The organism is Paraburkholderia lycopersici, from assembly GCF_900096975.1.
GTDB classification, from domain to species: domain Bacteria; phylum Pseudomonadota; class Gammaproteobacteria; order Burkholderiales; family Burkholderiaceae; genus Paraburkholderia; species Paraburkholderia lycopersici.
This window is the reverse complement of sequence record NZ_FMYQ01000009.1, coordinates 1-25,987: the sequence shown is the minus strand read 5'-3', so window position 1 is coordinate 25,987 and position 25,987 is coordinate 1. Positions and strand designations below refer to the sequence as shown.

Below are 25,987 nucleotides of genomic sequence, written 5' to 3'. Positions count from 1 at the left end.
CTACCTGTATTCGAGCAGGCGCCGTGCGGTGCGTGCACCCCACGCGACGAACTTGCGCAGATGCGGCGGCAGTTCATTGAGGCGAGCGTTCGGCGGCTCCGCGAGGCGCGCGCGCAGCGCGGCGGGCAGCACGCCAACGCGCTCGCCGGCGAATACCGGACCGGCGCGATAGAGGCGCTCGCGATCCTCCAGCGGCGCGGCGCGCTCGCCTGCCAGCACACGCTCGACCGCGTGGCAGAACTGTTCGGTTTCGATGGCAATGGCACGATCGCGCATGAAAGCCCTCGCCGCCTCGCTCATGCGCGCGGCGAGCGCGGGATCGGCGAGCACGTCGAGCAGCCCTTCAGCGATCGCTTCGGGCGTCTGATGACACAGGCGCATGGCGTCGTCCGGAAAATCGTGGACGGTGTTGCCGCGCCACAGCTCGACGACAGGCAGGCCGGCCGCCATCATTTCGAACGGAATACGGGAGGGATTCGACGAACTCAGGCACAGCCCCACAGCCGCGCGATTGTAGAGCGCGTTGCAGGCTTCGTAGTCGAGCAGCCCGAGATGTTCGACGGGAAAATCCACGCGAGGCTTTTCCTGCGAGCCGTAAAGCTGAATCTTCACATCGGGCATGCGGTGCTTGACGATGGAGAGCGCCTGCAGACCGATGCGCGCGCAACGACGCGGCTTTTCCGGCTTGTGGATGAAGCACACCGAGCGCTCGCGAGTCGCATCGGGCAACGGCCGGTATACGGCTGTGTCGGCGCCGAAGTCGAAATGCCAGCCCGCCGTGCCGAAACGGCTTTGCAGCTCATGGCGCAACCAGCGACCGATGGTCACCGGCGTGAGTCCGTGCGTATAGGAATTCTCGGCGAGAAGAAACGCGTCGCCCATCGGAAAGAAGCAAGCTTCGAAATCCTGAACAAAATATATCTTCTCGCACGGGAACGGCAAATTCGCGACAACGGGCGCCGAATACCAGACAGTGGCAACGACGAGATCCGCTCGACGCACATCGCCCCAACCGAAGCGAACATTCTCGAAACGGTAACCGAAGCGTTTTTCGACATGTTCCGGCGGCGTTTCGCCAGGCGCGCCAGTGCCTTCGATATAGAGATGGCAGCGATGACCTTTTTTCTCGAGCGCATGCGCGTGTTGCAACATGGTTCGATGTCCGCCCGACCCATCAATCAATCTCGGAATGAGCCACGCGATTTCAGCCATTCAACGTTCCTCTCTCGTTCCGCTCTCAAGCAGACGCGTATTCAGGTACTTTCAGATGCCAATCGCCTGTTTCCGGGCGATCTTACTGCACTGCACCATGCACGCAGCAACAATTACATAATGTATTTCCAACGCAATGGGGCCTGTTCACCGAAGCTAGCGCCATACATCTCTATCGACTGACTATTGCGAGTTTCGCACCGCCTGCTGCCCCGCCACCAAAGTTGTCGGCGTCGAAACCCGCGGAACATGGGGACAACACGATAGTTGAGCGGCGCGCGTAGCCCGCGCATTGAGGTGCTCAAACTGGATGATCCAGAATCTGGCGCAGCGAGGATTGTACCCGAAAGGCCAACAATCAACGGCTGGCCAATTCATGCTGGAAACGATTGGCAACAAAAGATGCCAATCGTTTCAAATTTTCGCTTAAATGTGGTGAATTAACTAAACAGCAATATGTTTTTCACTTTGATGCATCTAAAACATTTCCGAAAGCATTCACCGCGCAGCAATACAAAGTCGCAAAGCTTCCCGCCAGTCCGGTGCGCGCAGATCGAATGTCCGCGCAAGCTTTTCGTTATTCAAGCGTGAATTGAGCGGACGGGCTGCGGGAGTCGGGTATTCCGCAGACGAAATCGGTGTCACCGCCGGCACATGTGCGAGCTGCGCATCGGCGAAAATCGCCTCGGCGAAGCCGGCCCACGACGTGGCGCCCGCCGCCGTCAGATGATAGACGCCCGATCGACTTGCCCACCATCCCTTGGGATCGCCAGCCGCGAGCGCCTGCGCGGCGATCGCGGCACTCAACGACGCGATCGTCGACGACCACGTGGGCGCGCCGACCTGATCGGCCACGATACGCAGCGTGTCGCGTTCGGCGGCAAGCTTGAGCATCGTGAGCAGGAAATTGTGGCCGCGCGTGCCATAGACCCAGCTCGTGCGAAAAATCAAATGCGCGCCGCCAACGGCCGCGACCGCCTGCTCGCCCTCGAGCTTGGTGGCGCCATACGTGTTGAGCGGGGCCGTCGCGTCGTCTTCGACATAGGGACGCTCCGACTTGCCGTCGAACACGTAATCGGTCGAATAGTGGATGAACGGCGCTGCGATCCGCGCGGCCTCCTCCGCCAGCACGCGCGGCGCCTCGGCGTTGATGCGGCGAGCGCGTTCGACGTCGCCCTCCGCGCGATCCACCGCGGTATAGGCAGCCGGGTTCACGATCAGCGCCGGCCGCAGCGCGCGCACGCATTCGCGCAATTGCGCGGGATTTTCCAGATCGAGCTCGCCATGTGCAGGCGCAACCACTTTACCGAGCCCCTGCAAACTGCGGCGCAGCTCAAAACCAACCTGTCCCGTGCCGCCCGTGAGCAAAATGACGCGGTCTGCGCGCTGATCAGTCATAGACTTCGGCCTCCCGCAAGAAGCTGCCAGCCGCATCCTTCGCCGCCAGCACCGGCTCGAAATCGATCGGCCAGTCAATGCCGATTTCCGGATCGTTCCAGACGATGCAGCGCTCGTGCTCGGGGAACCAGTAGTCGGTCGTCTTGTAGAGGAATTGCGCCGAACCGGAAAGCACCACGAAACCGTGTGCGAAGCCCGGCGGCACCCAAAGCTGACGATGATTATCGGACGAGAGCCTGACGCCGACCCACTTGCCGAAGTTCGGCGAGAGGCGGCGGACATCAACGGCGACGTCGAACACTTCGCCCTCGACCACACGCACGAGCTTGCCCTGCGCATGCTCGATCTGATAGTGGAGGCCGCGCAATACGCCCTTCGCCGAGCGCGAGTGATTGTCCTGGACGAACTCGACGTTCGCCTCGACCTGCTCCGCGAATTCGCGGGCGTTGAAGCTCTCGTAAAAGAAGCCGCGCGCATCGCCGAACACCTTCGGCTCGATGATCTTGACTTCAGGAAGCGACGTAGCCGTTACCGCGATGACCATGCGACCTTGTCCGTAAGAATGTTCAGGAGGTACTTGCCGTAACCGTTCTTCGCGAGCGGCGTGGCAAGCTTTTGCAGTTGCTCCGCGTCGATCCATTTGCGGCGGAACGCGATCTCTTCCGGACACGCGACGACGAGCCCCTGACGCTTTTGCAGCGTCGCGATGAACGTCGCCGCGTCGATCAGCGAATCGTGCGTGCCGGTATCGAGCCACGCGTAGCCGCGCCCCAGGATCTCGACGTTGAGCGCGTCGTCGCGCAGGTAGCACGAATTGACGTCGGTGATCTCGAGCTCGCCGCGCGCCGAGGGCTTGATGTCGGCAGCGATGTCGCACACGCGGTTGTCGTAGAAGTAGAGTCCGGTGACCGCGTAGTTCGAGCGCGGCATCGCGGGCTTCTCTTCGATCGACAGTGCGCGAAAGTCCTTGTCGAACTCCACCACGCCGTAGCGCTCGGGATCGTGCACGTGATAGGCGAACACCGTCGCGCCCGCGCGCTGGGCGTCGGCATGTTCGAGCTGCTTTGCGAGATCGTGGCCGTAGAAAATGTTGTCGCCGAGAATGAGCGCCGACGGATCGTTGCCGACGAAATCGCGGCCGATGATGAACGCCTGCGCGAGGCCGTCCGGCGAAGGCTGAACGGCGTACTGTATGTTCATGCCCCACTGGCTGCCGTCACCCAGCATCTCTTCGAAACGCGGCGTGTCCTGCGGCGTGGAGATGACGAGCACGTCACGGATACCGGCCACCATCAACGTCGCCAGCGGGTAATAAATCATCGGCTTGTCGTACACCGGCAGCAGTTGCTTCGAGACTGCCCGCGTGATCGGATAGAGCCGTGTGCCGGAGCCCCCGGCCAGGATAATGCCTTTGCGTGCCATCGCCGCCCTTATGCGCGTTGCGCGTAGTTCGTTTCGACCCACTTGCGATAGTCGCCCGAGGCGACATCGTCGACCCATGCCTGGTTCTCGAGATACCAGCGCACCGTCTTCGCAAGACCGGTTTCGAACGTCTCGGCCGGCTTCCAGCCCAGTTCGCGCTCGAGCTTGCGCGCGTCGATCGCGTAACGGCGATCATGACCGGGTCGGTCCTTCACATAGGTGATCTGCTCGCGATACGACCCGCCAGCCCTGGGGCGCAGTTCGTCGAGCAGGTCGCACAGCGTATGCACGACGTCGAGGTTCTTCTTTTCGTTCCAGCCGCCGACGTTATACGTTTCGCCGACCTTGCCGCGCGCGAGCACTTCGCGAATCGCGCTGCAGTGATCGCCCACGTAGAGCCAGTCGCGCACGTTCTGGCCATCGCCGTACACGGGCAGCGGCTTGCCGCCGAGCGCGCTGGCGATCATCAGCGGAATGAGCTTTTCGGGAAACTGGTACGGACCGTAGTTGTTCGAGCAGTTTGTGGTGAGCGTCGGCAACCCGTACGTGTGGTGATACGCGCGCACGAGATGATCCGAGCCGGCCTTGGTCGCCGAATATGGGCTGTTCGGCGCATAGGGGGTCGTTTCGGAGAATTGCGGGTCGGTCGGTGAAAGCGAACCGAAGACTTCGTCCGTCGAAACGTGCAGGAAGCGGAATGCGGCCTTTTCGACGTCGGGCAGGCTGCCCCAGTACCGGCGCGCCGCCTCCAGCAAGGTAAAGGTGCCGACCACGTTGGTCTGGACAAAGTCCGCCGGGCCGTGAATGGAGCGGTCGACATGGCTCTCCGCTGCGAAATGCAGCACCGCGCGCGGCTTGTGTTGCGCGAACAGGGCGTCGAGCGCCGCGCTGTCGCAAATGTCCACGCGGGCGAAAACGTGCATCGGATTGCCCTGCAGCGATTTCAACGTTCCAAGATTGCCCGCGTAGGTCAGCTTGTCGACGTTCAGAACGGCTTCGTCCGATTGACGCAACCAGTCAAGCACAAAGTTGGCGCCGATAAAACCGGCGCCGCCCGTTACCAGGATCATGGAACTCCTTTTTTGGCGCGAGATTGGGGCGCGCCCAGCGGCCGCCATCTCCACACGATCAGAAAAATGCTGAAAAGGGACTATTGGCGGGATAACGGCCATTTTCGCCCTTTCTGCAGACTCCGACTCTGATTTTGTACCGGGCAATTATACGGACCGGCCCAACGAAAGCCATACCCCTAACATCTTGAAACAGCTTGACAATTTCCGCTGCGTTCGCCCCGGCGCGACAATTCGCGAACTCGCATCGCCTCGATTTGCTTGCGCAAACCCGCCCGGTCACCGGAAATCAGACGGCCAGATTCACACGGCCAATCACACCGCAGTCGTTGTCCTGTGATACCGTCACTTCCTTCTCCGGCACCCTGCCAGGCCGCCTCAAGCCCGATTCGCACCTGTTTTCGTTTCAATGACCACGCACGAGCCGCTTCTGCCCCCTCTCGCCTTCGGCGATCTCCAAGGTTGCCTCACACCGTTTCGCGAACTGCTCGCCAAGGCCGCGCCCTCCCCGAGCACGCCGCTGTGGTTCGCGGGCGACCTGATCAATCGCGGCCCCGAATCGCTCGAGACGCTGCGCGAAGTGATCGCGCTCGGCGAGCGCGGCGTGGCCGTGCTGGGCAACCATGACCTGCATCTGCTGTCCGTGTCGGCCGGCATTCGCAAGTCGAAGAAAGGCGACACCATCGACGACATCCTGAACGCGCCGGACGCGGAAGACCTTCTGCACTGGGTGCGCCACCGTCCGATCGCGCACTACGACAACGGCATGCTGATGGTGCATGCGGGCGTGTTGCCGCAATGGGACCTCGATCTCACGATGGAACTCGCATACGATCTTGAAAAGGCATTACGCCGCGAGAACTGGAAGGAAACGCTCGCGGGCCTCTACGGCAACGAGCCGAACCGCTGGTCGAAGGACTTGAAAGGGATCGACCGGCTGCGCGTGACCTGCAGCGCGCTCACGCGCATGCGTTTCTGCAATCGCGACGGCGTGATGGACTTTTCGTCGAGCGGTGGCCTCGATTCGGCGCCGCCCGGATTCATGCCCTGGTTCGACGTGCCCGAGCGCAAAACGGCCGACATCACAGTGGTGTTCGGCCACTGGGCCGCGCTCGGCCTCACCTTGCGCGAGAACCTGATCGGGCTCGATTCGGGCTGCGTGTGGGGAGAAAAGCTCTCGGCCGTGCGGCTCGAATCCGACCCGGCCGAGCGCGTGCTCACCCAGGTACCATGCACGAGCTGCCGCGCGAGCTCCGGCTGAACGCCGGACCGCCGCTCGTGTTCAGCGCTTCTTGTTGTACACGTGCGTCGTGCTTTTCACGCCTTTGGGAAACACGCGGCGCACGAGTCCGCGCGCCGCGGCATCCGCCTGCAGCACGACGTCGCGCACGGGCTCGTCGGGGCGTCCGCGAAACGACGTCGGGTGGAAATAGTCGGCGGCGCCCACCGGGTGATCCGAGAAGTAATAGTTCGACACGCAGCAGCGCTGTTCCGCGCTAGTGTTCTTCGACACCGAATGCCACGAGTGCTGGTTGGTCACCATCACGGCGAGGCGGTTGAAGCGGCTCACGATCGTCGTGGGCTCGGCCTTCGTGCCGCGCGGCCACACTTCGAGGTTGCCGCCCTTCTCCAGCGACCACTCCGGCGAAACGTAATAGAGCAGATTCAGCACACGATAACGTTCGCGGTCCTTGTCGTGCGAGTTGTCGAGGTGCGGGTTCAGGAAGTGGCCCGGCCCCATCATCGAGATGCCGCCCGCGTAGAGATGCTCGTCCGGATAAAGCGAGCGCAGGCCCGTGATCTCCTTGATGATTTCGACCACATTCGGCATCTGGAACGCGAAGATGCTCTCTTCGAGCAGCGGCGCGTGCGCGTCCATTTGTGCCGACACGTACTTCAGTTCGCGCAGGCTCTTGCGCAGCATCATCCGGGACGTGTCGGGAAACGCCGCGCGAATCGCGCGCGCGGCGTCTTCCGGCAAGACGTCGTCGATATGGAAGTGGTTGATCGGCGCCGTCCGCGCCCATTGTTCGCGCAGGCGCGCGCCTTCTGCTTCGAGGCGCTCCGCGATGCGCGCGCCCAGCTCCGTACGATCCATGGCCGTCCTGCTTTTTATGATTTGCCTTCGATAATGCCGCGAGGCGTCACGACGACGCCTGCGCCACCGCGCGCAGGGGCCGGCAAGGCGCGCATCGTCTCCAGCGCCTGCCCCACCGCTTCCTGCGCCTGCGCCGCCAGCTTGCGCCGGTCGCCGCCGGCCTCGATCGCCGCGCCCACGTAGATGTGCGCGGTCAGCGGGCCGGCCTTGAGCATCGCGTCGAGCGACTGCTTGAGCGACACGTCGTCGATATAGGCCGGCGCCACCGACTGCCGGCCCTGCGCGTCCTCGTAGCGAATGCACAGCGGCTGCACGGGTCTGCCCGCCGAGACCGCTGCCTGAAACATGTTCGAGTGAAACGGCTTGAGCCCGAGGCCATCGGAAGTCGTGCCTTCGGGAAACACGCACATCAGTTCGCCGCGCTCCAGACGCCCGGCCAGTTCGTGCATGATGCGGCGCGCGTCGCTGCGCTTCTCGCGCTCGATGAACACGGTGTCGAGGTTCTGCGCGAACCAGCCGATCAGCGGCCAGTTGCGGATCTCCGCCTTCGAGACGAACGGCGTGGGCCGCCACGCATTGATCACGTAGATGTCGATCCACGAAATGTGATTGCTCACGACGAGCGCGCCCGCGTCGAGCCGTGCGGCGTCGTTGTGCACGACGAGCTTCATGCCGCACAGCTCGAGCATCTTGAGGGACCATGCGCGGTTCATGGCGTGGCGCTGATCGGCGCTCGCGCGCGGGAACCGCATCGCGACAGTGCAGGCGCCGCGCAGCAGATGCGCGAGCAGGCGGGTCTTGCGGATGAAAAGACTCATATTCGACGATAGGCTGAATCGCAGCATGCTAGCAGATGCGCATGACACAAATCTGTCATGCAGGCTCGAAGCCGACGCGTCCCGCCACGAGCGTTGCGCGCACCACGGCGGGCAATTCGTAGCCGAGGAACGGCGTATTGTGCCCCTGGCTCTTGAGCGCGCGCGGCTCGACACGCCAGTGCGCGCGCGGATCGAACACACAGAGATCGGCGCGCGCACCCACGGCGAGTCGTCCCGCCTGACACCCTGGATCGCGCCGCATCACGGCAGCGGGCGCCGACGTCACATGGGCAAGCGCTTTCGCAAGCGGCAGGCGCGCTTCCTGCGCCCATTTCACCGTGAGCGAGAGGAACAGCTCCAGGCCCGTCGCGCCCGGCGTCGCTTCGGCGAACGGCAGGAGTTTTTCGTCGTCGTCCACGGGCGTGTGCTGCGAACAGATCGCGTCGATCGTGCCGTCGGCAAGGCCCGCGCGAATCGCGTCGCGGTCGCGCTGCTGGCGCAGCGGCGGATCGAGCCGGAACTGCGCGTCGAAATAGCCGATGTCCATGTCGATCAGATGCAGATGGTTGACCGTCACGTCGCAGGTCACGGGCAGGCCCTCGGCCTTCGCGGCGCGCACGAGCGCCACGCCCGCCGCCGACGAAAGATGCTGCACGTGCACGCGCGCGCCCGTCACGCGCACGAGTTCGAAGAACGTATGCAACGCGATCGTCTCGGCGCTCACCGGCACGCCGGAAAGGCCGAGGCGCGAAGCCAGCGCGCCGCTCGCGGCCACGCCGCCCTTCGAGAGATACGCGTCCTGCGGCCGCAGCCATACGGCATAGCCATAGGTGCTCGCGTATTGCAGCGCGCGCAGCAGGACCTGAGTATCGGCAATGGGCGAGTCGGCCTGCGTGAAGCCGATGCAGCCCGCCTCGGTCAGCGACACCATTTCGGTGATCACCTGTCCTTTCAGGCCCACCGTAAGCGCGCCCAGCGGATGCACGTGTGCGCGCGCGAGCTTGCCCGCGCGGTACTTGAGCATCTCGACGAGCCCCGCCTCGTCGAGCACGGGATCGGTATCGGGCGGGCACACGAGGCTCGTCACGCCGCCAGCCAGCGCCGCGCTCATCTCCGAGTCGAGCGTGGCCTTGTGCTCGTAGCCCGGCTCGCGCAGCCGCGCGCTCAGGTCGACGAGCCCCGGCGCGACCACGAGGCCGCGCGCATCGATGGTTTTCTCCGCGTGAAAGCCCGTGGGCGCCGCGCCCAGTGCGGCGATCTTGCCCGCTTCGATATATACGTCCTGCTGCTGCTCGGTTCCGGCCGCCGGATCGATCAGCGTGCCGCCTTGAATATGGATCTTCATGCGCTGCCTTTTGTTCTCCGCGCTCAATCGTTGTTACCGGCGACGATACCCATCACCGCCATGCGCACCGCAATGCCGAAGCTCACCTGGTCGAGGATCACGGACTGCGGCCCATCGGCGACCTGCGAGTCGATTTCGACGCCCCGGTTCATCGGCCCCGGATGCATCACGATCGCGTCGGGCGCGGCGAGCGCGAGGCGCTCGGGCGTCAGGCCCCAGCTCTTGAAGTACTCCTGCGCCGAAGGCAGCAGCGCGCCGCTCATGCGCTCGTTCTGCAGGCGCAGCATGATGACGACGTCGACGTCCTTCAGGCCTTCGTCGAGGTTGTGGAACACGCGCACGCCCATCTGTTCGAGGCCGCCAGGCAGCAGCGTGCGCGGGCCGATCGCGCGCACCTCGGGCACGCCGAGCGTGGTGAGCGCGTGAATGTCCGAGCGCGCCACGCGCGAATGCAGGATGTCGCCGACGATCGCCACGCGCAGGTTCGTGAAGTCGCGCTTGTAGTGGCGGATCGTGTACATGTCGAGCAGCCCCTGCGTGGGATGCGCGTGGCGGCCGTCGCCGGCGTTGATGACGTGCACGTGCGGCGCGCAGTGCCCGGCGATCAGATACGGCGCGCCGCTCGACGCGTGGCGCACGACGAACATGTCGGCGTGCATGGCCGAGAGGTTGCCGATGGTGTCGAGCAGCGTCTCGCCCTTGCTCGTGGACGAAGCGTTGATGTTCAGGTTCAGCACGTCCGCCGAAAGGCGCTTCGCGGCGATCTCGAACGTGGTGCGCGTGCGCGTGGAGTTCTCGAAGAACAGGTTGAACACCGACTTGCCGTGCAGCAGCGGCACCTTCTTCACGTCGCGGTCGGTCACGCTTACGAACTGCGTGGCCGTGTCGAGGACATGGGTGAGGATCGCGCGCGGCAAGCCTTCGATCGTCAGCAGGTGCTTGAGCTCGCCGTTTTTCGTGAGCTGCGGATTGCCCTTGAGGAAGCCGTAGCGAAAACGCTTGTCGTCCGCTGCGGATGCTTCTGGCGTGGGCTGTGTGTTCATCGCGTGAATCCTGGATGTGATGGCCGGTTGGAACGGAGCGACGCGCGCAGCGGGCTTGCGCGACGATGGACCCGATGCGCCCGATGCGCCCGATGGTTTCGACGCGCTAGCTCAAGCGCGGTCGCCCGGCTCGACGTGAAAGGCGAAGCGGCCGTCGTCGCCATGGACGAGCACGAGCGTCTCGCGCGCGCCCACGCTCACCGCGCCGCCGGTGAAACGCGCGCTCACCGGCAGCTCGCGCCCGCCGCGCCCGGCGAGCACCGCGAGTTCGACGGAAGCCGGCCGCCCGTAGTCGTACAGCTCGTTGATCGCGGCGCGCACGGTGCGGCCCGTGTACAGCACATCGTCGACGAGCAGAATGTGGCGGCCGTCCACGGCAAACGGCAGCACCGTCGGGCTCGCCTTGCTGTGCAAGCCCTTTTTCGCGTAGTCGTCGCGATGCAGCGCGACGTTCACCACGCCGTACTCGAGCGCGCCGAGATCGTGCGCGAGCCGCTCGGCGACCCACGCGCCGCCGCTATGAATGCCGACGATCGCCACGCCGCCGGGCGCGCCGAACGCATCGGCGGGGTACGCCGCGCGGATTTCGTCGAGAACGGTGTAATACAGCGCTTCGGCGTCGGGCGTGGTCATGGGTCGATTGGCGTGCAATTCGCGTCCAGCTCGCGGGCAAGTCAGAGCGGAAGTTCGTCGAGATACTGCTGGAGAATCACGCAAGCCGCTTCGGCGTCGACGTGTCCGGCGCGTTCGCCGCGCTCGCGCAGCCGGGCTTCGGCGTCCACTGACGAGTAACGCTCGTCCACCCACACCACGGGCAGACCGAAGCGGCCGTTGAGCTGGTTACCGAAGCGTTTCGCCTGCTGCGTCATGATGTGCGGCGTGCCGTCCGGATGGCTTGGCAGGCCGACCACGAGCACATCGGGCTGCCACTCGCGCAGCAGCGCCGCGACAGCCTCGAAACGGTAGTCCCGACTCTTGTTCGGAATGACGGTGAGCGCGCGCGCACTGCGCGTGAGCGCATTGCCGAGCGCCACGCCGATGCGCCTTTCACCGTAATCGAACGCAAGCAAGGTGGCCTCGGCAGCCCCTCGCCCGGCGGCCACGCTCATGCGTGGCCCGCCTCGCCCGAGAGCATCGACGAAGAGATGCCGAGCAACGCGAGCGCGGCTTCGAAGCGCTCTTCGGCAGGCACGTCGAAAACGATCTTGGGGTCGGCCTCGACCGTGAGCCAGCCGTTCTTCGAGATTTCGTCCTCGAGCTGGCCCGCGCCCCACCCGGCATGGCCGAGCGTGAGCAGGAAGCGCTCGGGCCCGTTGCCGTTGGCGACGGCTTCGAGCACGTCTTTCGACGTGGTCATCTCGAGCCCGCCGGGCACCGACATCGACGACGTATAGCTCGTGCCCTCCGCGGGCGCGTGCAGCACGAAGCCGCGCTCGGTCTGCACCGGGCCGCCGAAATAGACGGGCACGTGCAGCAGCGGCTCGATTTCGAGCTTCAGGTCGATGCGGGAAAAGAGCGCTTCGAGATCGATGTCGGTGGGCCGATTGATGACGAGGCCGAGCGCGCCGCGCTCCGAATGATCGCAAAGGTAGACCACCGTTCCTGAAAACGTGGGGTCCGCCATGTTCGGCATGGCGATCAGGAACTGGTTGGTCAGATTGATGCGATCGGTACTCTTGGACATGGTTTGAATTCTAGCAAAGACGATGCGCAATGGCGCCGCGTTGCCGGGCCGACCAGGCGCGCACATGACAGCCGCCACGCGCCCTGCCGGCGGCTGCGCGTTGCGCATTGCACGGAATGGCTCACTCTAACACGCGCGCGCAGTGCTCTTGCAAGGCATGGGCGGGCAGCGCAAGCACGGTGCCCGGCGCCCGCGCGGCATGGCTGGCGGCGCGAATCCCGCGGCTCAGTGCGCAACGCCCGGCGCCGCGCCGCCGACGATCGCCGCACCGAGCGCGCGCACGGCGGGCGTCGCATCGGGCTGCGCGACACCCGCCGCGACCTTGTGCAACATGGCGCGCAACGCTTCGCTCGCGTGCTCGATCGCTTCGGCGCCAGGCGGCGCGACAGGCATCACACACGGCACGCCCCGCGAAGCAGGCGTGCCAGGCGACGCCGCGTGCGCGGTGCGACGCCAGGCGAGACCCAGCGCGTCCGCAAGCTGGCCGACGTGGCCGAGGCCCAGCGCCCAGGCGGCGGCCCCGATCCGGTACGCCGCCTCGGCAGCGACCAGCGCGTCGGCCGGTTCGGGCACCGCGCCCTCGCCGCGCAGGGTCAGCGTGCGCGAATGCGTGCCGAGCGCGATCATCGACGCGTCGGCGGTCTGCAGGAAATCCTCATACGCGTTGCCGTTCACGACGAGCGCCCCCAGTTCGCGCACGGGCGCGACGCGCGCCGCGAGCGCGCCGGCCTGCGCGCTGCCGGCTTCCCAGAGCGCCTCGGAGGCCTGCGTACCGGCAACGTGCCAGTCGACCGTCAAGCCGTAGTCGTGCAGCAGTTCGACGTCGGCGGTGTCTTCCGCGGCGGCGCCGAAGAGCGCGTAGTCGCGCCACAGCAAGGCCAGCGTCATACGCACGAGCGTTTGCGGCGCGAAGCGCAGTCCGCGCGCGTGTTCGCCGATCAGCAGATTGCAGCGCGCGTAGAGACGCCGCACGCCCTCGTCGCCCCACGACGGCACGCCGCGCCGCAGCGTGCGTCCGCACGCCGCCGCAAGACGCCAGAAGTCGTAGGGATCGGGACCCGCGAGTTCGGCCATGCAGGCGTCCATTTCGTCGAATGCCGCAAGCGAGAGCGCGTTGGCCGCGCGGCTACCGCTGCCGGCGCGCGACTTCAGCGCATGCAAAAGCGCCGCCTCGTAGCGCGCGCGCACCTGGCCGAAGCGCTGCGCCGGCTGCGGCTGCAGCGTTGCGGGCGCAAGCGGCCGGCCCTGCAACGCCACGTCCTCGTAGGCGAGCGTGACGCCCGGCACATGCTCCGCGAGCGCGGCCACGAGCGCGTGCTGACGCGCAAAAAGCGCGGGCGAGCACGCCTGCTCGCGCAGATTGCGGCGCTCGAGCGCGGCGGCGAGGTCTTCCAGCGCCTCGCGGAACAAGGCGCGGATTTCGGCGCCCTCCGGCTCCTCGGGTGCTTGAAGCGGACGCGCTGGCAAGCCCGGCGGCGGCGCCACGGCGACCGGCGCGGCAAGCGCCAGCGGCGAAGCGAGAAGCAGCGTGTCGGCGAATCGCGCGGCCGCGAGCCAGCCGGCGTCGCGCAGCGTGCGGGCCGCCTGGCGCAGCGGCCGGGCGACATCGCGCTGTTGGTCGAGCGCGGCAAGCGCCTGGGCGAGCGCGCCCTGCGCGAACGGCACCTGGCCGCCGCGCGGATTGGGCAACGCCTCGAATCGGGCAACAGAGGTTGAACGAAGATTCATGGGGCAGCGCCGAAAACGGGTACGGGCCGACCAGACTGACAATACCGACGACAGCGACCAGCGCAACGGCAGGCGGAGCACAACGTTGCAGCGCGGCCGCCCCGCCGCCTCACGGCGCAGGCAAATACGATGCCAGTGCAAGCCGCATCGCCATCAATGCCCACGATACTTCGGGGATCTGCCGCCAGACTGCGCGCCGGCAACCTGAGAGGCGCAAAGCAACGCGAGCGCGCCCTCAGATCTGGACCATCTCGAAGTCTTCCTTGCGCGCGCCGCACTCGGGGCAGGTCCAGTTGATCGGGACATCCTCCCAGCGCGTGCCGGGGGCAATGCCTTCGTCTGGCAAACCGGCTTCTTCGTCATAAATCCAGCCGCAGATCAGGCACATCCAGCTTCTATATTTCATTCTTATGCCGCGTCGAAAAGTCCGAAACCAGTCGGAGAAAAATTCAGGGAAACGAGACCCATGATGGTACCTTGTTGCCGTTTCCATGCCTAGCAAGAGGAGATTTTGGCCTGCACGATCGCAAGCGGGACGCATCGCCACGAACCGCCCGCGAGGCGCGCAAAAAACCGCGCCCGCCAGTGTCATCCGGCCCCCGGATACGCAGATAAGCCGCATAATTAAAGCATTCTCATATGACGGCACGGCACGCCGCGCCCGAAGTCCACCCCATCTCGCCACGTTCATGCCCAGCGACACCCCTCCCATCGTCCTCACCTTCGGCCTTTCCGACCCGACGGGCGGCGGCGGTTTGCAAGCCGACCTGCTCACGCTCGCCAGCATGGGCTGCCATGGCGTGACCGCGCTGACCGGCTACACCGTGCGCGACTCCGCAGGCTGCGACGAAGTGACCGGCCTCGATCCCGAAACCGTGGCCACCCAGGCGCGCATGCTGCTCGAGGACATGCCGATCGCGGCCTTCAAGGTGGGCGCCGGCGCGCGCGCCGAGGTCGTGAGCGCGATCGCCGAGGTGGTCGCCGACTACGACGACCTGCCGCTCATCCTGGCCCCCGACTTCACGCTCGACGACGAACACGTGCTCGCCGCCGACGAATTGCGCGAAGCCATGGCCGACCTCCTCGTGCCGCAGACCACGCTGCTCGTCGCCGATGCTTCCGTGCTGATCGCGCTCGCGCAGCCGGACGGCGACGCGGAGGCGCCGAGCGTCGACGCCGCCATCGCGCATCTGCTCGCCACGGGTTGCGAGTACATCCTCGCGATGGAAACGGGCACGCACCGCGTGGTCAACACGCTCTATTGCGAAGACGGGCAGCTACGCCAGGATCTGTGGGATCGGGCCACGCAACCGATGATGGGGCTGACCGACACACTCGGCGCAGCCATCGCCGCGCTACTCGCGAACGGGCAGGAACCGCCCGAGGCCGTGCGCGAAGCACAGGAGTATGTGTACCAGGCCGTGCAGAACGCGTTCCGGCCGGGCATGGGCGCGTGGCTGCCGGACCGGTTCTTCTGGGCGCGCAGCAACGACACGGACGCAGGCGAGCCCTCGCCGGGCGAGGCGCAGCAATAAGGCGGCTTTTGTCCCGACGCCGCGCAGACGAAAAAAAACCCGCATCGCTGCGGGTTTTTTTCTTTGGGCGAAGAACGCGCCTGACAGCGCGTTCCCCTGCACTTCGATGTAATCGCGGCGTAAAGCCGAAATTACATGTCCATGCCCATGCCGCCCATGCCGCCGGGCATGCCGCCAGGCATCGGGGCATCTTCCTTCGGCACTTCGGCGACGGCTGCGTCCGTCGTCAGCAGCAGGCCGGCCACCGAAGCTGCGTTTTGCAGCGCCGTGCGCGTGACCTTCGTCGGGTCGACCACGCCGGCTTCCACCAGGTCGCCGTACTCGCCGGTCGCTGCGTTGTAGCCGTAGTTGCCGTTACCGGCTGCCACCGCCGCCACGACCACCGACGCTTCTTCGCCGCCGTTCGTGACGATCTGGCGCAGCGGCTCTTCCATGGCGCGCAGGACGATCTTGATGCCGGCGTCCTGATCGGCGTTGGCGCCCTTCAGGCCCGAAACCGCCGTACGTGCACGGATCAGCGCGACGCCGCCGCCCGGGACGATGCCTTCTTCGACGGCAGCGCGGGTTGCGTGCAGCGCGTCTTCCACGCGTGCCTTCTTTTCCTTCATTTCGACTTCGGTCGCGGCGCCGACCTTGATCACTGCCACGCCGCCGGCCAGCTTGGCCACGCGTTCCTGCAGCTTTTCACGGTCGTAGTCCGACGTCGCTTCTTCGATCTGCGTGCGGATTTGCTTGACGCGCGCTTCGATGCTCGCGGCTTCGCCTGCGCCGTCGATGATCGTCGTGTTTTCCTTGCCCACTTCGATGCGCTTGGCTTGACCCAGCTCTTGCAGCGTGGCCTTTTCGAGCGTCAGGCCGGTTTCTTCCGCGATGACCTGGCCGCCGGTCAGGATCGCGATGTCTTCCAGCATGGCCTTGCGACGGTCGCCGAAGCCCGGAGCCTTGACGGCGACGGTCTTCAGGATGCCGCGGATGTTGTTGACGACGAGCGTGGCGAGCGCTTCGCCTTCGACGTCTTCAGCGATGATCAGCAGCGGACGGCCAGCCTTCGCGACCTGTTCCAGAACCGGCAGGAGGTCGCGAATGTTCGAGACCTTCTTGTCGTGCAGCAGCACGAACGGGTTTTCCAGAACGGCGACTTGCTTGTCCGGGTTGTTGATGAAGTACGGCGAGAGGTAGCCGCGGTCGAACTGCATACCTTCGACGACTTCGAGTTCGTCTTGCAGCGACTTGCCGTCTTCGACGGTGATGACGCCTTCCTTGCCGACCTTGTCCATCGCTTCGGCGATGCGGTCGCCGATCGACGAATCGCTGTTCGCCGAGATCGAGCCGACTTGTGCGATTTCCTTGTTGGTCGTGCAGGGCTTGCTGATCTTGCGCAGTTCTTCGATCGCTGCGGCGACGGCCTTGTCGATGCCGCGCTTCAGGTCCATCGGGTTCATGCCCGATGCGACGTACTTCATGCCTTCGCGGACGATCGACTGGGCCAGCACCGTAGCCGTCGTCGTGCCGTCGCCGGCGTTGTCGCTGGTCTTGGAAGCGACTTCCTTGACCATTTGCGCGCCCATGTTCTGGAGCTTGTCCTTCAGCTCGATTTCCTTCGCGACCGAGACACCGTCCTTGGTGACCGTCGGGCCGCCGAACGAGCGCTCGAGGACGACGTTGCGGCCCTTCGGACCCAGCGTGACCTTCACTGCGTTGGCGAGAATGTTCACGCCTTCAACCATCTTGGAACGGGCGGAATCGCCGAACACGACGTCTTTAGCTGCCATCTTCTAACTCCTTGAATTCTTGAATGTAAGCGGTGGATCGAACTTACTTGTTCACCACGGCCATGATGTCTTCTTCGCGCATCACGAGCAGTTCCTGGCCGTCTACCTTGACGGTCTGGCCAGCGTACTTGCCGAACAGGACGCGATCGCCGACCTTCACGTCGAGCGCGATCAGGGCGCCCTTGTCATCGCGCTTGCCCGGGCCGATGGCCAGGACTTCACCTTGATCCGGCTTTTCTGCCGCTGCGTCCGGGATCACGATACCCGATGCGGTCTTGGTTTCCTGATCCAGGCGCTTGACGATCACGCGATCATGCAAAGGACGAAGGTTCATGGATGTTCCTCTCTTGATTGGGACTTGAAGAGACTCAAGAAAACCTGGCTGCCGACAACCGCCAGCCAGAGATGTTGTTAGCACTCTCGTGCAGTGAGTGCTAATTATATGGACGAGGAATGACAAATTCAAGAAGGGGGCGATCAGGCATGTCGAGATTCATTCAGCCTGGAATTTTATTCAGTCGGGCTGGAACTACGGCTTGCCGGGAGGCACTATCGAGTCGCGTATTTTTACAATGAAATCAAGGCAATAGGTCCATAGAGGCGCCGTCCTTGCAAGCCATTGAACGGAACTGCAAGCTGCGACATTTCGTGAACTCCAGGCCTGTGCGCCGATGCATCGCGACGCTTCCTGAGGGAAATCCCCAACCTTTATGGAAGATCACGCTGCTCATTTCCAGGGCCAGAGGCGCGACGTGCGCCTCATTTTAGAGTTCGGGCTGGTTTGTTTACGGCGCGCAAATCGCGGCCAGGCGCGATTGCGGGCGGTCGGCAAGGTCAGAGCGGCCTCGTTGTCGGGACCATTCCGAATCGTTCGGGCGAGTCGCGCGTGGCGCTAGTCAGCCGCGAAGCAACGTCCGACGTGTGGGATCGAACGCCCCCGCGCCTCCCTATGAAAGCGAGAGTGGCGTTCGCGATGCACGAGCGCCAACAGGCGCCAGAACGAAACGCGGTACTCGTAACTTACCGGGCGCGCGGAAAGGAATACCATGAGAAAACCGCCGAACGCCAGGCTCATCCGTGCCTGAGCGTGCAGTTCTCTCCAGTTCAGAGGTCCTGCCATGATCCACTATCACACCGTCCCCGACTCGTCGGTCATCGAAATTTCCGTCGAAGGCAAAATCACCGACCAGGAACTGCGCGAAGCCATCGAGCGCATGCGCAGCGATCTTGAACTGAATGGTAAGACCCGTGTGCTCGAACGCATTGAGCATTTCACCGGCATCGAGCCAAAGGCGCTGTGGACCGATATGACGCTCGGTGTCTCCGTCGCCCGCAAGGTTACGCGCGCCGCTGTGGTAGCCGACGCGGGCTGGATTCGCGCCTCGATGCATTTGGCGCGGTTCTTTACGAAGGCTGAAATCAAGGCATTCCACGTCAACGAGCTGGAACAGGCGCGAGCCTGGATCAACGCCTGACGTCGTCTCCAGCCGGCCGCCTCTGCCAGAGGCCGGTCAGTCTCAGTTCCTGGAGCCAACCTGGCGATCCAGGTGATCCCCAATAGCGGCCCTTTGAACGTGGAGCCCGCTTCATTGCGTTAATGGCTGAAATGACGCCACATCTACCGCAGTTCAGCGGATGCAGGCAGCGCGTAGCCGATACCTCGCCTGCACCGTCCCCGATTCAGGAAGATGTTTTTCAAACGAATGAAATGAAGAGCGATGTCGACCGCCTGGTCAGCCAGGCGGCGTCCGCATGCGCGTTTGTCGCTCGCTGGAACGTGGGTCCGCCGAAACGGATATCTACCGAATCGTCCCGCAATTGTCGTTGCCCGAGCCATCCGCATTTGTGCTGCTTCCAGCCACCGAAAGCACGTTTCACATTACGGAACTCACCGGGAATTTCTGCAGCCTCATCTTTTCGCGGCTTGAAAACGTGTTTTGCATTGCAAAAACTAAAACCTATCCTATTGAAATATAACGACAAATTTAGTCTTATGTCTTATATAAGACTTCACTGAAGCGAACCAAACGGCGCTACTATCTAGTCATGCAGTTCGCTTCGGCATACGGGGCGACACGGTGAACCATTTACCCAAACGCGCTTTGCTCTTAGGAGATTCACATGGCCCAATATCAGGACGACATCAAGGCAGTTGCCGGTTTGAAGGAAAAGCACGGCAGCGCATGGAATGCCATCAATCCCGAATATGCCGCACGCATGCGTGCCCAGAACAAGTTCAAGACGGGCCTCGACATCGCCCGTTACACCGCCGCCATCATGCGCGCCGACATGGCCGCCTACGATGCCGACCCGTCGAAGTACACGCAATCGCTCGGTTGCTGGCACGGCTTCATCGGCCAGCAGAAGATGATTTCCATCAAGAAGCACTTCAACAGCACCGAACGCCGCTACCTGTACCTGTCCGGCTGGATGGTCGCCGCGCTGCGCTCCGAGTTCGGCCCGCTGCCGGACCAGTCGATGCACGAAAAGACCGCCGTCAGCTCGTTGATCCGCGAGCTGTACACCTTCCTGCGCCAGGCCGACGCCCGTGAACTGGGCGGCCTGTTCCGCGAACTGGACGCAGCCGTCGACCCCGCCGCCAAGGCCGCCATCCAGCAAAAGATCGACAACCACGTCACCCACGTCGTGCCCATCATCGCCGACATCGACGCGGGTTTCGGCAACGCCGAAGCCACCTACCTGCTGGCCAAGCAGTTCATCGAAGCGGGTGCGTGCTGTATCCAGATCGAAAACCAGGTGTCCGACGAGAAGCAGTGCGGCCACCAGGACGGCAAGGTCACGGTGCCGCACGAGGACTTCCTCGCCAAGATCCGCGCCGTCCGCTATGCGTTCCTCGAACTGGGCGTGGACGACGGCATCATCGTGGCCCGTACCGACTCGCTGGGTGCCGGCCTGACCAAGCAGATCGCCGTGACCAACGTGCCGGGCGACCTGGGCGACCAATACAATTCGTTCCTCGATTGCGAAGAGCTGTCGGCCGACGCGCTGGGCAACGGTGACGTCGTCATCAAGCGCGACGGCAAGCTGCTGCGTCCGAAGCGCCTGCCGAGCAACCTGTTCCAGTTCCGCAGCGGCACGGGCGAAGCGCGCTGCGTGCTGGACTGCATCACCTCGCTGCAAAACGGCGCCGACCTGCTGTGGATCGAAACCGAAAAGCCGCACATCGGCCAGATCGGCGGCATGGTCAACGAGATTCGCAAGGTCATCCCGAACGCCAAGCTGGTGTACAACAACAGCCCGTCGTTCAACTGGACGCTGAATTTCCGCCAACAGGCGTATGACGCGATGAAGGCCGCGGGCAAGGACGTGTCGGCATACGACCGCAGCCAGCTGATGAGCGCGGAATACGACCAGACCGAACTGGCGATCGCCGCCGACGAAAAGATCCGCACCTTCCAGGCCGACGCGGCGCGCGAAGCCGGCATTTTCCACCACCTGATCACGCTGCCGACCTACCACACGGCTGCGCTGTCGACCGACAACCTGGCCAAGGAATACTTCGGCGAACAGGGGATGCTCGGTTATGTGGCCGGCGTGCAGCGCAAGGAAATCCGCGAGGGCATCGCCTGCGTCAAGCACCAGAACATGTCCGGTTCGGACATCGGCGACGACCACAAGGAGTATTTCAGCGGCGAAGCGGCGCTGAAGGCGGCGGGTAAGGACAACACGATGAACCAGTTCTAATTCTGGTTCCGGTAGTACGCCAGTAAAACGCCAACCCATACGGGTTGGCGTTTTTTTTTATCCGGCGAGATAGTTCGAGGGACAGCGACTACGTGGTTGTACAGAACGTCGTACTTGTCGTCGATGCGGAAAACAAGCCAATCGTATGACGGAACGCCAGCGTGAAGAGCGCACCGCTGTCGCCCGAAACCGCGTTGATGTCGTAAGCGCGCACCGAGGTCGGGCCGCCTACGATCAGTTGCTGCGAGGTATCGAGGTTACCCGACGCGACCTGCCCTGCGACCGGGACCAACCGCTGGTTGTCGCCGCCGAACTCCTGCAGCCGCGCCGCGCTCAGGTTGACTTTGAGAAGCCGCCCTGAGTGTCGCGCGAGCGCATCCGCTGCTTGCGCCGCGTCTTGCTGAAGCTCACGTGGCCGTATGTCCAGCTCGCGCTCCACCTGCTCGCCGCGACGGCCAGCAGACCGTCGCGCCACTGCCGCCCAAAAACGCGGTGCAGTCACAAGTTTTGCCCGCGTCGCGCAACAGCATGCCTTGGCAAAGCGACGTTGCCGAAACGGCCGAATGCATCAAGTCGGACATGGGCAGCACCGACATTTGCCGCCTGGCCTTCCGCGGTTGTGGCTCGCTCCAGCGGCCGCACAAAAGAAGCTTGTGCGTTGTGCGCGTCGATCTGCGATGCCTGCGCCGAGTGCGAAAAGCATCGGCATGAGCACGGCAAGCAATGCGCGCAAGTCTGTCGAATCTGCGCGAAGGAACGTCAGACTATGACGCAACAAGAAGACCGTGCTCGCACATGCATCGGCGCGCCGCACGCAATAACAACGCCGGGTCGCGACGCTAACGGGCTAGCGCGAAGCGTTCGACGGGAATGATCTCAGCTATTTCGCCGTTTGCGGCTGCGCCTGCGCCTCGCTGGCATCTTGCGCCACCGCTGCGGTGTCGGCTCGCGACGGGTCGACGTAGTCCGGCAATGCCTTGCCGTCGTCGAGCGCATTGGCGCGACTCTGCAGATAGCCATCCCGTACGAAACTGTATTTGTCCAGCGCGGCCAGTTCCAGCAGATCGGTTGCGCCGAGCATGCGCGAACGCGTGCTCACGACGTTGACTCCGAAGAGCGGCGTGCTTGCAGCAAGCGGGAAAAACGTCGTCGGGCTCATGGCGCTCGACACGATTAGTCCGCCTGCATCGCGCGCGGAACTCGGGCCAAAGAGCGGCAAAACGAGGTAAGGCCCGGAAGGCACGCCGTAATGACCGAGCGTCAGCCCGAAGTCGTCGTGATGCTTTGGCAGGCCAGCGGCCGTCGCCCAGTCCAGCAAACCGCCAAGTCCGAATACCGAGTTGAATGCAACACGCACCAGATCTTCCGTGGCCGCCGTGATTTTCAACTGCAGTAGTTCATTGGCGAAATTGCCGATGTCGCCAAGATTCGAAAACACATTACCGACCGCCGTTTGCAACGGTTTCGGCATTACTTCGACGTAAGCCGTTGCAACGGGCTTCGCCACCGTGCGGTCAAGCCCTTCGTTAAACGAAAAGATCGCGCGATTCATTGGCTCAAGCGGATCATTCGCATTGCGATCATTTCCGGCGGCACAGGCGCTCAACGCGATCACCGCTACGAGACTCAGCGCTCGCGCGGCCAGCCGCGTCGTGGACTTCGACTTCATATACTTCGATTACTCACAGGGATTCAGGCCGGCGAGACAAACACCCAAGCCCTTTCCTTCATTTTTTATGGAAATTCCGATGATGCCCGGCTCGCGATTCAGCCGAACGTAAAGCGGCACAAGGAAACGTCGGACGTCGGCACCAGCAGATACCGGCCACGGCGCCGTCTACCACGACGGCCGACACGACGTCCCCGCAATTCGCACAACGCTCTTCATCGAGGATTGATCCGCGTAACGCCCAAGAGCGGCATCGCGTCGGCAGATCAGAATCTGCACGCCCGGAAACACAATCGACAAGCGTCTTGCGGAATCCACTGCGCCGCCATCACGCGCTGGCGCCTTGCTCTTCCTCAACTCCCGACTGTCGTCTTGTGCCGGCGCGTCGCCCGGCGGACGATATCTGTTCGAGCATCGCCACCACGCGTGCCCAGACACGGTGTGCACCCAGGTCGCCCGACTTGCTTTTCCGAACCGGCGAAAGCCCGCTGTCCGGAAGCACGGCGCCGCCGATGTGCCGGGCCGACGTGCTGCGCCGATCAGCTTCCGAAATAGATATTGCAGAACGAGACCGGGCCAACGCATTCATCCTTCTTGTCGGCCGGCTTGTCATGCTGGACCCGGCCAAATCCCTGATTTTCCGGCGCATTCTGATTCGTCACGGCATTTTCGTCTGCCGCCGACGGGTGGGCATGATTTCCCTGTGCATAGGCGCTAGCTGCGCAAAGCGACATGGCAATCACGAGGCAGTGCAATACTTTCACGACTCATCTCCTTACTCGCGGCGTCACAATGCCGCGACACCACAAACTATAGTTCGTTGTTCCTTACCGATTAAGCGCCGCCGAAGCAAGTATCCATTCCACGCGCCCCGCTGGCGAAGCACTTGAATCCTGTGGTTCCTTTTCGCAGGCGGATCGAGGGAGAAATTCGCGGACTGCGGGAGCAATCGTCCGCCGACAGCCCTGTTTATCGAAGACTGGTGCGGGCCCGAGCCGCCGAAAGCGGGCGAATCTCGCCGAAACGCGCCTTTCGAAGGGGGCGCCGCATATTTGCAGATAACTGGTAAAAGTCCGTTTCCACACTGCGGCTATATGTAGCAGAGACGAAGCCGTAGCATTCGCACCTGGCTTGACAGAGTAACCGGCTATCGGTTCCACACACCATTTTCTGCGATTTTCGCTGAATACGTCGTTTTGCCCGTCGTTCCCCGATCCGCGAAATATCGGCTCAACGAAATCCGGCAACGTGACGCTTCAGCGAATAAATACGACGGTGTGGCAATTGAAAAACCATCTTGCGGGTAAGCGGCGGCGAATGACGATCCAGGAAAATGCAAAACGAGACGCACTATCGGAGCGGGGGAATGTCTTCCACTCTCGCGGCGAATCCGGAAACGACTTCGAAAAGGTCGACGTCCTCTTCATAGGGGGCGGCATCATGAGCGCGACGCTTGGCGTTCTGCTCCATGAACTCGAACCCGGATGGTCGATGGCGATGGTCGAGCGGCTCGATGAAGTCGCCGCGGAAAGCTCGAACGGCTGGAACAACGCGGGCACCGGGCATACCGCGTTGGCCGAACTCAACTACACCCCGCAGAGCTCGTCGGGCAAGATCGATATCTCCAAAGCCGTACGCATCAACGAAGATTTTCAGATTTCGCGGCAATTCTGGGCGTGGGGCGTGAGCCGCGGAATATTGAAGCAGCCGAAATCGTTCATCAATACGACGCCGCATATGAGCTTCGTCTGGGGCGACGAGAACGTCCGCTTCCTGAAAGCGCGCCACGAAGCGCTGCGAAACAACTCGCTCTTCCAGAGCATGCAGTATTCGGAGTCGCACAAGCAAATCGCCGAGTGGGTTCCCCTCATGATGGAGGGTCGCGACGCGCGCCAGAAGGTCGCCGCGACGTGGTCGTCGATGGGCACCGACGTGAATTTCGGCGAAATCACGCATCAATTCGTGCGCTATCTCGACAGCCAGTCCAACTTCAACCTCCTTCTGAATAGCGATGTGCAGCAGATCGCGCGCAACGAGAACGGCTCGTGGCGCGTGACGGTAGGCGATACGCGACGCCACGGCCACAGCCGGCGCATCGATGCGCGGTTCGTGTTCGTCGGCGCCGGTGGCGGTTCGCTGCCCTTGCTGCAGGCGTCGGGCATTCCCGAGGCGAAAGAGTACGGCGGGTTTCCGGTCGGCGGCTCGTTCCTCGTGACCGAGAGCAGCGCCATTACGTGCCGCCACTTTGCCAAGGTCTATGGCAAGGCGTCGGTCGGCTCGCCGCCCATGTCGGTTCCGCACCTGGACACGCGCATTCTCGACGGAAAGAAAGCGCTGCTATTCGGACCGTTTGCGACGTTCTCGACGAAGTTTCTCAAGAACGGGTCGTATAGCGATCTGCTTGCGAGCACGAGGATGAACAACATCGTGCCGATGGCGCGCGTGGGGCTGTCCGAGTTCTCGCTGATCAAATATCTGGCCGGTCAGTTGATGCTATCGGACGCCGATCGCCTGCATGCGCTGCAGGAATATCTGCCGCGCGCGCGCCAGGAAGACTGGCGGCTGTGGCAGGCAGGTCAACGCGTTCAGATCATCAAGCGCGACAAGCTCAAGGGCGGAGTCCTCAAACTCGGTACCGAAATCGTCTGCGCGAAGGACGGCAGCATCGCCGGGTTGCTGGGCGCATCGCCCGGCGCTTCCACGGCGGCGCCGATCATGCTCAACCTGCTGGAAATGGCCTTCAAGGACCAGCTTCGCACGCCCGCGTGGCAAGCGACGATCCGCAAGATCGTGCCTGGATACGGCACGCAACTCGCATCGGACCCGCGCAAGGCTTACGAGTCGCTAAGCGCTACCAGCGAAATCCTGCAGTTGAGCGCACCGCCAAAGTGGCATCCATCGGGACAGGACGCCCCCGGCATGGCGATGGCACTCCATTCGCGCGCCTGATCGAGGCCTGGATCACCTTGACCATGACAGATCTGCAGATGAAAAGCGCGAATCACACTACCTACGTGATTCAAGGCGTGACCCACAATGGAAAGACGTTTCGGCCCAGCGACTGGTCGGAACGCCTGGCCGGCGCGATGTCGAGCTTTGGGCCGTCGGCGCAGGGTGTCAGAAGGGAAAACCTGCATCTCGGCTACTCGCCCTACGTCTGCCCCATGGTCATCGACAACCTGAAGTGCGTCGTGCTCGACTCCCGGCTACGCGACGTCGCGCCCTACGCTTTCGATTTCGTGCTGAATTTCGCCAAAGACAACGATCTCGTGGTGAAAGGCGGGGAATAAGCGCAGGCGATATCACACCGATTGGTCCAAAAGAAACTCCGCCTATCAGGATTCGCTGCAATTCTGGTGTTTTCAACGTTGAAGTCGCTTTAATGCTGCGAGAGGTCTAGCATGGCAGAAGCCGCAAAAAAACCGAGGCCGGAATACCGGAACATCGGGCTTGGGCAGATATTGTTCGCATACCGCCTGCCTCTGGCC

The 25,987-nt window shown here is 63.3% G+C and carries 26 protein-coding genes and 2 pseudogenes; 9 read left to right on the top strand and 19 right to left on the bottom strand.

Annotated elements, in window-relative coordinates; translation table 11 throughout:
- Positions 1–828, bottom strand: a complete 828-nt coding sequence (locus BLU17_RS11895) for a rhamnosyltransferase WsaF family glycosyltransferase (protein WP_218137003.1) — start codon at positions 826–828, stop codon at positions 1–3.
- On the opposite strand from BLU17_RS11895, the gene BLU17_RS33500 reads away from it, so the two are divergent.
- A complete protein-coding gene (locus BLU17_RS33500) occupies positions 802–1,395 on the top strand; it encodes a hypothetical protein (RefSeq protein WP_218137002.1) in 594 nt (197 codons plus the stop codon). The two genes, BLU17_RS11895 and BLU17_RS33500, sit on opposite strands and share 27 nt — an antisense overlap.
- A 315-nt stretch (positions 1,396–1,710) precedes the next feature.
- Here the strand turns inward: BLU17_RS33500 and rfbD are convergent, their stop codons facing one another.
- From rfbD to rfbB, 4 genes are read right to left on the bottom strand one after another with little or no spacing between them, the layout of a single operon-like run.
- Positions 1,711–2,610, bottom strand: a complete 900-nt coding sequence (gene rfbD / locus BLU17_RS11890; RefSeq protein WP_091996933.1) for a dTDP-4-dehydrorhamnose reductase — start codon at positions 2,608–2,610, stop codon at positions 1,711–1,713.
- On the bottom strand, positions 2,603–3,154 hold the full coding sequence (gene rfbC / locus BLU17_RS11885) for a dTDP-4-dehydrorhamnose 3,5-epimerase (protein ID WP_091996932.1): 552 nt from the start codon (positions 3,152–3,154) through the stop codon (positions 2,603–2,605). The genes rfbD and rfbC overlap by 8 nt, the downstream gene beginning before the upstream one ends.
- Positions 3,139–4,032, bottom strand: a complete 894-nt coding sequence (gene rfbA / locus BLU17_RS11880) for a glucose-1-phosphate thymidylyltransferase RfbA (protein WP_091996931.1) — start codon at positions 4,030–4,032, stop codon at positions 3,139–3,141. Before rfbA ends, rfbC begins: the two co-directional genes overlap by 16 nt.
- Before the next feature lie 8 nt (positions 4,033–4,040).
- Positions 4,041–5,102, bottom strand: a complete 1,062-nt coding sequence (rfbB, locus tag BLU17_RS11875; protein ID WP_091996930.1) for a dTDP-glucose 4,6-dehydratase — start codon at positions 5,100–5,102, stop codon at positions 4,041–4,043.
- A gap of 409 nt (positions 5,103–5,511) precedes the next feature.
- On the opposite strand from rfbB, the gene BLU17_RS11870 reads away from it, so the two are divergent.
- Complete coding sequence (locus tag BLU17_RS11870) at positions 5,512–6,363, top strand: symmetrical bis(5'-nucleosyl)-tetraphosphatase (protein WP_091996929.1); 852 nt, start codon at positions 5,512–5,514, stop codon at positions 6,361–6,363.
- Between the two features lie 21 nt (positions 6,364–6,384).
- Here BLU17_RS11870 and BLU17_RS11865 read toward each other — a convergent pair whose 3' ends face one another.
- The 9 genes from BLU17_RS11865 to BLU17_RS11825 all read right to left on the bottom strand — a co-directional run bounded on the left by BLU17_RS11865 (position 6,385) and on the right by BLU17_RS11825 (position 14,224).
- Positions 6,385–7,200, bottom strand: coding sequence for a 2OG-Fe(II) oxygenase (locus BLU17_RS11865; RefSeq protein ID WP_091996928.1), 816 nt, complete (start codon positions 7,198–7,200; stop codon positions 6,385–6,387).
- A gap of 14 nt (positions 7,201–7,214) precedes the next feature.
- The gene (locus BLU17_RS11860; RefSeq protein ID WP_091996927.1) at positions 7,215–8,018 is read right to left on the bottom strand and encodes a lysophospholipid acyltransferase family protein; all 804 of its coding nucleotides are present in this window, start codon (positions 8,016–8,018) and stop codon (positions 7,215–7,217) included.
- A gap of 55 nt (positions 8,019–8,073) precedes the next feature.
- Positions 8,074–9,363 carry a dihydroorotase gene (locus BLU17_RS11855; protein WP_091996926.1) on the bottom strand — a complete coding sequence of 430 codons (1,290 nt, stop codon included), beginning with the start codon at positions 9,361–9,363 and terminating at the stop codon, positions 8,074–8,076.
- Positions 9,364–9,386: 23 nt separating this feature from the next.
- On the bottom strand, positions 9,387–10,406 hold the full coding sequence (locus tag BLU17_RS11850; protein ID WP_091996925.1) for an aspartate carbamoyltransferase catalytic subunit: 1,020 nt from the start codon (positions 10,404–10,406) through the stop codon (positions 9,387–9,389).
- 111 nt (positions 10,407–10,517) lie between these two features.
- Complete coding sequence (gene pyrR, locus BLU17_RS11845) at positions 10,518–11,039, bottom strand: bifunctional pyr operon transcriptional regulator/uracil phosphoribosyltransferase PyrR (RefSeq protein ID WP_091996924.1); 522 nt, start codon at positions 11,037–11,039, stop codon at positions 10,518–10,520.
- A 41-nt stretch (positions 11,040–11,080) separates the two neighbouring features.
- Entirely contained in the window at positions 11,081–11,515 is a 435-nt protein-coding gene (gene ruvX / locus BLU17_RS11840) for a Holliday junction resolvase RuvX (protein WP_091996923.1), read from the bottom strand.
- Positions 11,512–12,090: a YqgE/AlgH family protein gene (locus tag BLU17_RS11835; RefSeq protein ID WP_091996922.1), complete on the bottom strand. Its 579-nt coding sequence runs from the start codon at positions 12,088–12,090 to the stop codon at positions 11,512–11,514. The genes ruvX and BLU17_RS11835 overlap by 4 nt, the downstream gene beginning before the upstream one ends.
- A 225-nt stretch (positions 12,091–12,315) precedes the next feature.
- Positions 12,316–13,818, bottom strand: a complete 1,503-nt coding sequence (locus tag BLU17_RS11830) for a hypothetical protein (RefSeq protein ID WP_091996921.1) — start codon at positions 13,816–13,818, stop codon at positions 12,316–12,318.
- Positions 13,819–14,053: 235 nt separating this feature from the next.
- Positions 14,054–14,224, bottom strand: coding sequence for a rubredoxin (locus BLU17_RS11825; protein WP_091996920.1), 171 nt, complete (start codon positions 14,222–14,224; stop codon positions 14,054–14,056).
- A 283-nt stretch (positions 14,225–14,507) separates the two neighbouring features.
- Between BLU17_RS11825 and BLU17_RS11820 the strand changes: the two genes are divergently transcribed.
- A complete protein-coding gene (locus BLU17_RS11820; protein WP_091996919.1) occupies positions 14,508–15,353 on the top strand; it encodes a hydroxymethylpyrimidine/phosphomethylpyrimidine kinase in 846 nt (281 codons plus the stop codon).
- Positions 15,354–15,484: 131 nt separating this feature from the next.
- Here the strand turns inward: BLU17_RS11820 and groL are convergent, their stop codons facing one another.
- Entirely contained in the window at positions 15,485–17,125 is a 1,641-nt protein-coding gene (groL, locus tag BLU17_RS11815; protein WP_091996918.1) for a chaperonin GroEL, read from the bottom strand.
- Positions 17,126–17,168: 43 nt separating this feature from the next.
- On the bottom strand, positions 17,169–17,459 hold the full coding sequence (gene groES, locus BLU17_RS11810) for a co-chaperone GroES (RefSeq protein WP_091996917.1): 291 nt from the start codon (positions 17,457–17,459) through the stop codon (positions 17,169–17,171).
- Between the two features lie 784 nt (positions 17,460–18,243).
- Here groES and BLU17_RS11805 point away from each other — a divergent pair.
- Together BLU17_RS11805 and BLU17_RS11800 are read left to right on the top strand one after the other, a co-directional pair.
- A complete protein-coding gene (locus BLU17_RS11805; protein ID WP_091996916.1) occupies positions 18,244–18,600 on the top strand; it encodes a SpoIIAA family protein in 357 nt (118 codons plus the stop codon).
- A gap of 646 nt (positions 18,601–19,246) precedes the next feature.
- On the top strand, positions 19,247–20,830 hold the full coding sequence (locus BLU17_RS11800) for an isocitrate lyase (protein WP_091996915.1): 1,584 nt from the start codon (positions 19,247–19,249) through the stop codon (positions 20,828–20,830).
- 88 nt (positions 20,831–20,918) lie between these two features.
- Here BLU17_RS11800 and BLU17_RS32335 read toward each other — a convergent pair whose 3' ends face one another.
- Positions 20,919–21,269, bottom strand: a complete 351-nt coding sequence (locus BLU17_RS32335) for a ShlB/FhaC/HecB family hemolysin secretion/activation protein (RefSeq protein ID WP_143189234.1) — start codon at positions 21,267–21,269, stop codon at positions 20,919–20,921.
- Between BLU17_RS32335 and BLU17_RS34725 the strand changes: the two genes are divergently transcribed.
- Positions 21,192–21,704, top strand: a complete 513-nt coding sequence (locus tag BLU17_RS34725) for a four-helix bundle copper-binding protein (protein WP_483874359.1) — start codon at positions 21,192–21,194, stop codon at positions 21,702–21,704. The two genes, BLU17_RS32335 and BLU17_RS34725, sit on opposite strands and share 78 nt — an antisense overlap.
- A 6-nt stretch (positions 21,705–21,710) precedes the next feature.
- On the opposite strand, the gene BLU17_RS11785 is transcribed toward BLU17_RS34725, so the two are convergent.
- A complete protein-coding gene (locus tag BLU17_RS11785; RefSeq protein ID WP_091996913.1) occupies positions 21,711–22,499 on the bottom strand; it encodes an MlaA family lipoprotein in 789 nt (262 codons plus the stop codon).
- A gap of 539 nt (positions 22,500–23,038) precedes the next feature.
- Positions 23,039–23,263: a hypothetical protein gene (locus BLU17_RS11780; RefSeq protein ID WP_091996912.1), complete on the bottom strand. Its 225-nt coding sequence runs from the start codon at positions 23,261–23,263 to the stop codon at positions 23,039–23,041.
- Between the two features lie 553 nt (positions 23,264–23,816).
- Between BLU17_RS11780 and mqo the strand changes: the two are divergent.
- The 3 genes and pseudogenes from mqo to BLU17_RS33750 all read left to right on the top strand — a co-directional run.
- Positions 23,817–25,388: pseudogene (gene mqo, locus BLU17_RS11775) on the top strand (malate dehydrogenase (quinone)); the annotation flags it as partial.
- Between the two features lie 98 nt (positions 25,389–25,486).
- Complete coding sequence (locus BLU17_RS11770; RefSeq protein WP_091997067.1) at positions 25,487–25,789, top strand: DUF3579 domain-containing protein; 303 nt, start codon at positions 25,487–25,489, stop codon at positions 25,787–25,789.
- A 111-nt stretch (positions 25,790–25,900) separates the two neighbouring features.
- Positions 25,901–25,987: pseudogene (locus BLU17_RS33750) on the top strand (succinate dehydrogenase, cytochrome b556 subunit); the annotation flags it as partial.